This window comes from Dellaglioa sp. CoH-56-MRSF-13 (assembly GCF_056782095.1).
On record NZ_JBXAYC010000005.1, the window covers coordinates 63,543 to 74,191 of the forward strand.

At 35.7% G+C, this 10,649-nt stretch carries 7 protein-coding genes; 3 read left to right on the plus strand and 4 right to left on the minus strand.

What is annotated here, in order from left to right; genetic code table 11:
- Window positions 1-129 precede the first annotated feature (129 nt).
- A complete protein-coding gene (locus AC1RP1_RS06230; protein WP_481761749.1) occupies window positions 130-2,565 on the plus strand; it encodes a hypothetical protein in 2,436 nt (811 codons plus the stop codon).
- Window positions 2,566-2,611: 46 nt separating this feature from the next.
- Here AC1RP1_RS06230 and pepF read toward each other — a convergent pair whose 3' ends face one another.
- The gene (gene pepF / locus AC1RP1_RS06235) at window positions 2,612-4,420 is read right to left on the minus strand and encodes an oligoendopeptidase F (RefSeq protein WP_481761748.1); all 1,809 of its coding nucleotides are present in this window, start codon (window positions 4,418-4,420) and stop codon (window positions 2,612-2,614) included.
- A gap of 173 nt (window positions 4,421-4,593) precedes the next feature.
- On the opposite strand from pepF, the gene AC1RP1_RS06240 reads away from it, so the two are divergent.
- Window positions 4,594-4,932: a YxeA family protein gene (locus AC1RP1_RS06240; RefSeq protein ID WP_481761747.1), complete on the plus strand. Its 339-nt coding sequence runs from the start codon at window positions 4,594-4,596 to the stop codon at window positions 4,930-4,932.
- Between the two features lie 107 nt (window positions 4,933-5,039).
- Here the strand turns inward: AC1RP1_RS06240 and spxB are convergent, their stop codons facing one another.
- From spxB to AC1RP1_RS06255, 3 genes are all read right to left on the minus strand, one after another.
- Window positions 5,040-6,791 carry a pyruvate oxidase gene (gene spxB, locus AC1RP1_RS06245; RefSeq protein WP_481761746.1) on the minus strand — a complete coding sequence of 584 codons (1,752 nt, stop codon included), beginning with the start codon at window positions 6,789-6,791 and terminating at the stop codon, window positions 5,040-5,042.
- 202 nt (window positions 6,792-6,993) lie between these two features.
- On the minus strand, window positions 6,994-8,076 hold the full coding sequence (locus AC1RP1_RS06250; protein ID WP_481761745.1) for an LCP family glycopolymer transferase: 1,083 nt from the start codon (window positions 8,074-8,076) through the stop codon (window positions 6,994-6,996).
- 50 nt (window positions 8,077-8,126) lie between these two features.
- On the minus strand, window positions 8,127-9,473 hold the full coding sequence (locus tag AC1RP1_RS06255) for a hemolysin family protein (RefSeq protein WP_481761744.1): 1,347 nt from the start codon (window positions 9,471-9,473) through the stop codon (window positions 8,127-8,129).
- Window positions 9,474-9,671: 198 nt separating this feature from the next.
- On the opposite strand from AC1RP1_RS06255, the gene AC1RP1_RS06260 reads away from it, so the two are divergent.
- Window positions 9,672-10,640 carry a ribose-phosphate diphosphokinase gene (locus AC1RP1_RS06260; RefSeq protein WP_481761743.1) on the plus strand — a complete coding sequence of 323 codons (969 nt, stop codon included), beginning with the start codon at window positions 9,672-9,674 and terminating at the stop codon, window positions 10,638-10,640.
- The last annotated feature ends 9 nt before the right edge of the window (window positions 10,641-10,649 follow it).

Below are 10,649 nucleotides of genomic sequence, written 5' to 3' on the forward strand. Positions count from 1 at the left end.
AAATAACTATTACCTGAAAAGGACCCTAAAACCATCAAATAATGAGCGTTTATAAGAAATTTATGGATAATATTAATTCTATTTAAGCGTATACTATAAGTAATAAAGATAGAGAATGGGGTGCGGGTTATGGGGATTAATCATAAAAAAATAAATTTATTAGTGTTTGTTTTAGCGGCGACTTTCTTAGCTACTTTTTCAAGTGTGTCGGCAGAAACAGATTATAATTATGCAATACAGACCGCGCCAAGTGGGATCACTTTGAATGGTATATTTCAACGCGGAACTGGGGCTGGTGTATCTGAAGTTAGTAAAACAGTTAATTTAACGTCTGGAAATGTCATAACAACGGATGCAAATGCTGCTACAAAATCGGTCGTAACAATTACTGATAATAAAGATCAAAAGGCAGCTGTTTGGTCAACTGATGGTAATACATTCGATTTGAACAAAGATTCAACAGCGTCAATGTGGGTATATCTTGGTAATGGAGGCGCTGCAGCCGGAGATGGTATGGCATTAGTATTACAAAATGATGCTAAAGGAAATGCAGCTATTTCAACTGGTAGTGGTGAAACATTAGGTGTTTGGGCTAATGATATACTACCTGAGGGTATTTTTGGAACAACATCAGGTTATAGTGATGTTTCGAAACTAGTTAAAACAGGGATACAAAACAGTTGGGCGTTAGAGTTCGATACCTTTAATAATGGGGGTCAAACTTCCGGGAATAGCTTTGATTATACTGCTGTCACAGGTAATCACATAGCTAGTGGTTATCCTGCAGATACTAATAGTTATACACGGGATAGTAAAGACTCGGGTTTTTTTCCAATACACACCGCCTATTTTTACTATCAAAATCACCTTGGGTTAATTGATTACGGAGCAAATCTATCTAACGCGTTATGGCATCATTTGACGTTGAAATATTCTGCTGGAACGAGTACAACAGGCTCTATGACTTACACAATTGATGATAAAAATCCAAAAACAAATGTTATGACAACAGGTAAGAGCGCGACTGTGTCAATTGATAAGGCTAAATTCAATTCGAATGGCGCAGTTCGTTGGGGATTTACTGGATCAACGGGTGGTAGTTATGAAACTAACTTGATAATGTTTGAAAAAGTTCCAGGTTTAGTTGATGCAACTGCAACTCAGACAGTAACAGATACAACTCAAAAAAATAAAGATGTTACTAATGATGGTCTAGTACACTCTGGAGATTCATTAGATTTTGTAACAAATTTAAAATATTTAGGTGGTAAACAAGATTGGAAAACAATTAGTGCTGGCTTGAAGGTTCCCAATAATGTGACGTTAAAAACGGGAACAATTACTTATTCAGGGGCAGCAACGGACTCAGAAACCATTGATTTAACAAAGATGTCAAATGGGGCAATTGTTAAGGTCCTTAAGAATGATTTATCAACAGCTAAGTATTCAAGTGCAAAAGTAACACTTACAGGAACTGCTGACAAAGTTGCAGCCGATACAGTTGTTAATAGTCCAGTAAGTGAATTTTCTGGATCTAATGCGGTTATCCAATCAAATGCAGCCAAATTCACAATTGGAGGCACACGAACATTAACGATATCAGGAATTAATGACATCAAGGTTAATCAAAATGAAGCAGCAACTATTGCCGGAACAGTAGTTTCAAGTCTTGGGGGAACTTTCCCAGCAGGAACGACAACTGCAGCAATTAAAGTCAATGGTAGTTACTCAGTATCAGCTAACGTCGGAACAGACGGTAAATTTAGTGTTAGCGTTCCAAGTAGTCAATTAAAGGTTGGTAAAAACCCATATACTGTGATGGCAACTGATCAATATGGGAACCAAACAACGTCATATACGGCTGATATTATTGTGAACTCTAATAAACCAACGTTTACTTTAGATGATAGTGGTACAACAGTGAATGCGCCTTATTCTTTGAGTTACCATGAGTCTGATGATAGTGCAACCATTAAAACGTACTATCAAGAAGGGTCAAATGCACCTGTTTTAATGGAAACATATGATAACGTAAAAGCTGGTCAGGACCATTCTGGAACTTACAAATTACCAGATAACTTAGCAATTGGTAGTCATGTTTTAACTGTTTATGCTGTCGATACAGACGGTAATAAATCTGACGTGAAAACTATTACTGTCGTTGTTTCAGGTAAAATGGGACTAACAACTAACGGTAGTTTAAATTTTGGGACAACTAAAATTCCAGGAAAAACGACAATATTACCTCGTCAAACTGATTTTTCTGTAGCATTAGAAACATCATTACCTGGGACTTGGCAGTTGTCAGTTTCAGCAAGTGATCTTACTTCAGATAGTAATACAATTAAAGATGCGATTGTGTATCGAGCAACAGCCGGAGATAAGGCTCAAGTTTTAGGTTCGGCAAGTCTTGAAATTTTGTCAGGAACATCAACGACAAAAACGACAACCGTACCATGGGACAAAGATGCGGGTGTTTTGGTTAAAGCAGATCCAAGTGAAATCCATCGCGGTTCATATACAGCCCAGGTAAAATGGGTATTAAGTAACACACCACCTGCATAAAAAATAAAGGAGAGACACTAAACTTTTTAGTGTCTCTCCTTTATTTTTAAATTTCTTTCGTTAAAGCAATGATTTTATTCACGGTATCATCTAAAAATTGAATTGTTTGATTGAGAGGTTCATCCGTAGTGATATCAACGCCTGCAACTTTAGCTGCTTCAATTGGGGCTAATTCGCCACCTAATTTTAAGAAGGCAAGCCAAGCTTCTGTCGTATTTTCTGGATCTTTCAATAAGTTCAAGTGTGCTTGTGTTGAAATGGCAAGACCTGCTGAATATGTGTATGAATAGAGGCCCATGTAATAGTGTGATTGGCGCATCCAAGTTAGTTCAGCACCGTCATTTATTTCAACATCTGGTCCCCAGAATGCTTCAAGGACATGACGTTTAATTTCACTTAATTGATCACCATCAAATCCTTGTCCAGCGTCAATGAGTTGATAAACTTCACGTTGGTAAGCTGCTTCAAGTAAATGGGTCACAAAGTTATGGAAATAAGTATTCGTTAACATTTTTGAATAAGCAAAACGTTTTAAGCGAGGTTCACTTGATTGATTTTCAATTGAACTTGTTAGTAATAGTTCATTGAATGTAGAAGGCGCTTCAACCAAATAAGTAGAAGGTTCACTACCCAAAATTGATTGGTTATCCTGTGTTAAAATGGCTTGCCCTGCATGACCGAGCTCATGAATTAAAGTATAGACATCGGCTAATTCGTTCGTCCATGACATTAAAATATAAGGATGTTTGCCATAAGGAGTTGTTTCAAAGCCACCCGTTTCCTTACCAATATTTTGTGGAAAATCAACCCAACGTTCTGGGAATGAACGAGCAACCATGGCTTGATAGTCAGATCCAAGTGGCGCAACTGCATCGTTGACATATTTCTTAGCTTCTTCAATTGAAACTTCTGGTGCGAAATCAGGATCTAAATCGATTTGTAAATCAGCAAAGGTCATTTTATCTAAACCGCGAACTTCTTTGACATGTGCAGCGTATTTTTGCATAACAGGTGCTAATTTAGTCATGATTGTATCAATTTGACGATTGAATAATGAACGGTCAACTTCTTGTTCTGCTAATAAGTAATCAAAAACTGAATGATAGCCACGTAAAGTAGCAATTCTTTTCTCCATAGATACTTGATTATAATAGTTAGCCGCAATTGTATGCTTATAATGATTTAATGTTGTTGAGAAGCTTTTAAATGCTGCATGACGAATAGCTGCGTCTGGATTGTATTGGTACGTATTTTCATATAAAACAAATGACATTGGATATGTCACACCATTTACTTCAAAATCAGAAAAGTCCATATCAGCTGCTCGAGTTTGACCGTAAACTGATTCTGGTGCAGAAAAATTAGGTTGGAAGGTCGCAAGGACTTGTTCAACCTCAGGACTTAACTGGAATTCTTTTTGTTTCTTTAATTGACGAATATAAGCTTTTAATTTTGGATTTGTTGCAACAACGTCGTCCAATAATTTAACTGGATTTTCTAGTAATTCAATATCAAAGAAAACCAGTTTTGTCGTAATTTCGGCAGAAAGTGCTTCAAAATCGCGCATTAACTGATTGGCTGTTGCATCAGTAATATCAACTGCTTGCTGTAAAAATGCATAATGTTCAATATGTGATAAGCGAGTGTAAATATCTTCCAAGTCATTGAAGGCGGTACTAATTGGAGCTAGTTCTCCTAAATGGCTATGGTAAGTAGAAACAAAGGTTTGAACGAGGTCACGAACTAAATCGATATCCGTCTGGAATGCAAGATCATTTGGATAAATGGCTGTTAAATCCCATGTTAGTGCTTCAGGTACTTCATTTCTATTAACTAGTTGGTGAGTTTTTGTCATAATCGTAACCTCCTAATGTTTGTATGGTTAGTATTGTATCATTATATAGAATTAAATGAGTAAAAAAGGATTATAATATAATTTTTTGATAATCTTCGATTAGTACAAGTCAAATTAGTGGTTTAATGCATGGTTATTTGAGATTATGAATTAAATAAAAGGAGGTAGAATAAATGAAAAAAATAATTGTATTAATTATCGCTATTCTATTAGTTGGCGGCGGGTACTTATACTATAGGACTAATTACTCAACTCAGGATTACTACACACAGATAACAGAAACAGGTAAAAAAGTGGTTAAAAAGGATCAAAATGGAAAAACGTATGCCGATTATAGCTATAATCAAATGGCTTATAATACTAAAAATGAAGCTAAGAAATTAACGTTTAATGGGAATAAAGAAAGACCGTTACGTCAAGGCGCCTATTTAAAATTAGCCTATAATGAAAAAAAAGGTGTTATTTCATGGGAAGAAGTTTCAAAAAAAGATCTACCTGTAAAATTAAAATAGAACCCAAAAAAAAAGACTGTAATGAAGAGGATAGTTATCTTCATTACAGTCTTTTGTTATTTAAAAATAACTATCTCTTAGGAATAGCTATTTTATTCGTGAGGGCATTATTTTGAGTATTTCTCGATTAAATCATCTAAGACAAGTAAGTCTTCTGCTTCGTAACGTTTACGGTAAGCAGCGATTTCTTCAGCTGAGAAATGTTTTGGATCGACAGCTAAATCTTCAACAGGGATGGCACGGTCGTCAGTGATTTTAACATCAATAACAACAGGACCTTCTGCTTTTATAGCTGTTTCAAATGCGGCAACTAATTCGTCATGTGTAGAAACTGAGATACCAAGCGTACCCATAGCGCTTCCGACTTGTGCCCAATCTGCGTCATTGAAATCAATACCATAGAATGGTTGACCTTCATCTTCTTGTTCATCTTGAATGAAACCAAAATGTTGGTTAGAGAAGACAATATTAATGACATGTTGTTTGTATTTTACTTGTGTTAATAAATCTTGAACAATCATAGCAAATGCGCCATCACCGACAAGGTTAAAGACTTGACGGTCAGGGAAGGCTGATTTAGCAGCAATTGCTGCACCCATACCATAACCCATTGTTGCAAATAAGGCAGATGTTGTGAATTTTTGTTTAGGATTCATATCTAAGTAACGTAAGCTATTCATTGTAACATTACCAACATCAACTGCGAAAATGTCATCGCCTGTGGCATGTTTGTTGATTTCTTTAAAGACAGAAGCAGGTTGAAGTGGTGTTGTTGTCTTGTCCTCAAATTTCTTGAGGTAAGTACGCCAGTTAGCCATATCTTCAATAGTTGCATCGAAGAATGGACGACTTTCAACAGGAGCACCAGCTAATTCAACAAAGCGAGCTAATGTTTTCTTAGCATCACTGAGTAAAGCGACATCAACTGCATGACGTTTACCAATTTTTGATGCATCAATATCGATTTGGATAAATTTCATATCGGGTTTTAAGACTTTTTTAGTTTGTGAGAAAGGTAAATCAGCTCCTACAAAGACAACTAAGTCAGCGGCAGCAATTGCTTCATCAGCAGGTTTTGTTGCAACTCGGTAAGTTGACCCTAAGTTAGCACGATAACTATCAGGAACAGTTCCTTTATTGATAGCTGTAATAATTACAGGCATTTTAAAATGTTCAGAGAAAGCAATTACTTCATCAGTAGCACCTTTTGTACCAATACCAGCGAATAAAACAGGTTGTTTAGCTTCTTTAATAAGTGCTAAAGCCTCTTTAATTTTTGAATCATTTGGTTCAGGTAAAATAGGTGTTGTGTAATTGTGACCTGAAGCGTAATAACTGTCAGCGTCGATATCCATCCAACCAAAGTCATTTGGAATTGTAACAACTGCTACACCTTTGTATTGGTAAGCTGTTCTGATAGCTTGATCAATTACACGAGGTAAGCTTTCTGGAGTCATAACTGTTCTATTATAGACAGAAACGTCAGCAAACATTGGATTTTCGTTCATTTCTTGGAATGAATCCATGTTCATTGCAGATGAAGCAACCTGACCGATTAAAGCAAGAACAGGAACATGGTCTTGTTGTGCGTCATATAAACCATTGAATAAATGTGTTGCCCCAGGACCTGCTGAACCAAAGACAACCCCAACTTTACCAGTTAGTTTTGCTTCAGCGGCAGCAGCAAGTGCCCCAACTTCTTCATGACGTACTTGAACGTAATTAATGTTTTCTTTTTCTGATTCAAGAGCACGCATTGTTGTATTGAATGATCCACCGGGTAACCCATAGACATTTTCAACTTTCCAATCCTGTAATACCTTTAACATTGCAATTGATGCTTTAATTTTTTCTGACATAATATAAATCCCCACTTTCATTTAAATAACAAAGTATCTTGTACCATCTATTATTACACTTTATGGTACCGTTTACAAATGAAATGTATGAATAAAATAAATTTTTTTTACGGACCTATTTTCTATATGAAATTTAATCAATATAAATAAAAAAGCATCATCAGAAGTTGCCTTCTTGATGATGCGAGTAGTGTATAGGTCATTATTTTCGAGTTGTGTTAATTGTTGAATTTGTTAATAAAGTATTGCCCGTTTCTGCTTTAACTAAATCTAAGGCAGATCTAAGTTTATCGGTAATACGTTGCTTCTCTGGTGTATCAGCGACTTCAAAAGCTTCACCGTTAATCATGGTTCCAGTTCCTTGTAGGTGATCAGATTTTGAATGGTGCGTGGCAACACGATAGCTAGTTCCTAGAGTCACTAAATCATCAAATGATAAATCTGTTTTCAATTGAGAAGACATCGTGTCTAAGAATTTTTGATTTAATAAGTTTTGTAAGTTTGTACTCTGTAAGGCAACAGACATGATAATCTGGCGTTGACGTTTTTGACGGCCATAATCACCAAGTGGATCCTCATGACGCATTCGGGCATAAGATAATGCATCTGCACCATTAACATGAGTTTTAACACCTTTTTTAAAGTGTGCACCTTGATAGGTGAACGATAGTGGTGGTGTGACATCAACGCCACCAACCGCATTAACTAATGTTTCGAGTCCGCCCATATTAATGGTTGCATAGAAATCAATAGGGACGTTCAAATATTTCTCGACTGTTTTAACAGCAGAAGCAGGACCACCATAAGCATAGGCAGAATTTAATTTACTTGGGAATTCTGATTCATAACCAGAAACCGCAACTTCTGCATCTCGGGGTAAACTGACTAACGTCATTGATTCCGTTTTAGGATTTAAAGTTGCGACAATTAAGGTATCTGTTCGACCGCCAACTTTTGCACGGCCTAACGCACCATCATCGGTTCCTAAAAGGAGAATTGAAATTGGATAGCCTGATTTTAAGACTGAAGAAACGTTTCTAGCTTTAGCGACTTTTGTCGGCGTATAAATTGAATCAGCTGCTTTTTTTGCGTTTGCGTAAGCTCTGTATGCATAAATACCGCCACCGACCAAAAGTAAGAGCAATAAAAGAAGAATTAAACGACGACGTTTTTTATTTGGTTTTTTCTTACCATTTTTTGGCAACGATGAGTGACGATTTTTACTTGGATTAGAAGTGGAATCTGCAATTGATTCCTGCTGATATAGTTCTCTACGAGTAGGCATAAATATAAAATTCCCTCCAATTAGTAATGACTAAATTATTTCTTATCAGTTCATTGTTCTTCAATTGCGTCTACCTGAGTCGTCGTATGTTTAACATTAAACCAATCAATGTAGTTACGTTTAAACTCAATAATCTTAAATTCAAAAGCATCAAACTTGATGACATCATTTAATTTAACTTTATGATTTTCGAGAATGAAACCTGCTAATGTAACACTTTCAGATGCTTTCATCGCTTTATTTTTAAATTTAAAGAAGCGTTCGAAATCATATAAAGTCGTTTTACCACTAATATTATATGAACCATCATCATTTTTGATAATGTATTCACTTGAAACGTCATCAATTTCATCTTTAACCGTTCCAAATAATTCTTCATAAATATCTTTATCCGTTACAATACCACTTGTACCACCATATTCATCAAGGACAACAACGATAGGTGTTTGTTTACTAATCATTTGGCTTAATAATGTTCTAATAGGTGTTGTTTCTGGTACTGTAATAATTGTTCTAAGTAGTTTACTAATTAAGACAGTATCATCAATCTCAGCTTGTCTAACTAAATCGTAGATATAGACGTAACCAAGAATTTTATCTTTATCATTGTTAGCAACTACTGGAAAACGGCTATAACCCTGATGTAAATAATCTTTAACGACATCGTGCACAGTATCTGTAATATCTACGACATAAAGACTTGTTCGATCGACCATAATATCTTTAGCAATTTTGTCATTTAAATCAAAGGCACGTTGCATATAGACATAATCATCTCTATCTAATTCACCACCTGAAACGGCATTTTGAGATAAAGATAAAATTTCTTTTTGAGTAAAAACTTCACTATTTTCATCAGTTGGCGTAATACCAATCATTTTAGCAACACGTGTTGCTGAGTTATTTAATAACCAAACTAATGGGTAAAAGGCAAGATGAAAGTAGCGTAATGGTGTTATAACAACCATTAAAACTTGAACGGGCATATCGATACTTAAGTTTTTAGGCACAATTTCTGTGTAAACCACTTCAACGTAAGTAAGGATTAAAACCCCGATAATTGCGCCAATGATATTTAACCCTGATTCAGAAGCAAAATGGAATAGTTTAAGCACATCTACAAGTAAAAATTCAATGGTTTTTTCACCAACCCAACCCAGAATAATACCAGCAACACTGACACCAACCTGTGTTGTTGAAAGGTATTCATTCAAATGGTTAAGCATTTTTAATGCTCTTTCTTGTTTTTTTCGATTTCCAATACCTGCTTCGATATCAGCTTCGATGGCACTTGGACGTGCTTGGACAAGTGCAAATTCTGCGGCAACGAAGAATGCTGCTGCAAATAATGTCACAAAGATAACAATCAAATTGATGATAACTGTACCGCTAGACAATTTTTGTGTCCCCCATAATTAAGTTATATTTTTAAGTTCGTATCTGTCTATTTTACCATTAAACATAAGGATTGTCGTTTAGTCTGAAGGAACAATTCAGATAATCTTAAACTTTTTACTTAGAGCATAGTAATTTAAGTGTAAATTCATTATAATAGAACTATAAAGAAAAAATACAGATTAATAACGGAGGCTATCATGTCGGGTCAATTCGCAAAAGGTCAATTAAAATTATTTGCACTTAATTCTAACGTTGAATTAGCGGAGAAGGTGGCTAAGGTTTTAAATACTAGTCTTTCTACAGCATCCGTGAAACATTTCAGTGATGGCGAAATTCAAATCAACATTGATGAAAGTATTCGTGGCGCAGATGTTTATGTTATCCAATCAATCTCAAATCCAGTAAATGAAAATTTACTGGAACTTTTGATTATGGTTGATGCGTTACGTCGTGCAAGTGCGGGTACAATTAACGTTGTAATGCCTTATTATGGTTATGCACGTTCAGATCGTAAAGCACGTTCACGTGAACCTATTACAGCTAAGTTAGTTGCAAACTTTATTCAATTAGCCGGTGTTTCTCGTGTAATTACACTTGATTTACATGCCGCTCAATTACAAGGATTCTTTAACATTCCAGTTGATCATTTAGTTTCTTTAGAAATCCAAGCTAAATACTTCATTGAAAATGGGATTACAGATGATGTTGTTGTGATTTCACCTGATCATAATAGTGTTAAAGGTGCTCGTAATATGGCTGAAAAGCTCAAAGCACAAATTGCTATTGTTGATAAACGTGGATCTGATTTTGCTGATAATATTGCAGCAACATCAATTATTGGCGATGTAAAAGGGCGTCGTTGTATCATTATTGATGATATGATTGATACAGGGACAATGATGACTGATGCAGCGCGTGCACTTAAAGCTGCTGGTGCAACAGATATTTATGCTTGTGCAACACATGCTGTGATGTCAAAAGGTGCGATTGAAGCTTTATCTGATGACAATATTAAACAAGTGATTGTAACAGATAGTATCGTTGTTCCAGAAGCTGACAAGCTCGATAAACTTGTGCGCTTATCAGTTGCCGACTTGTTTGGCCAAGCAATTGATTTAATTCATAAGAATCGCTCAGTTGATAAACTATTTACAGAAAAAGATTAAATTAAAATG

Bases quoted from the DNA above. Each gene is read 5' to 3' on its own strand.
- AC1RP1_RS06260 (WP_481761743.1), top strand. From the start codon at position 9,672: ATGTCGGGTCAATTCGCAAAAGGTCAATTAAAATTATTTGCACTTAAT.
- AC1RP1_RS06230 (WP_481761749.1), top strand. From the start codon at position 130: ATGGGGATTAATCATAAAAAAATAAATTTATTAGTGTTTGTTTTAGCG.
- spxB (WP_481761746.1), bottom strand. From the start codon at position 6,791: ATGTCAGAAAAAATTAAAGCATCAATTGCAATGTTAAAGGTATTACAG.
- pepF (WP_481761748.1), bottom strand. From the start codon at position 4,420: ATGACAAAAACTCACCAACTAGTTAATAGAAATGAAGTACCTGAAGCA.
- AC1RP1_RS06240 (WP_481761747.1), top strand. From the start codon at position 4,594: ATGAAAAAAATAATTGTATTAATTATCGCTATTCTATTAGTTGGCGGC.
- AC1RP1_RS06250 (WP_481761745.1), bottom strand. From the start codon at position 8,076: ATGCCTACTCGTAGAGAACTATATCAGCAGGAATCAATTGCAGATTCC.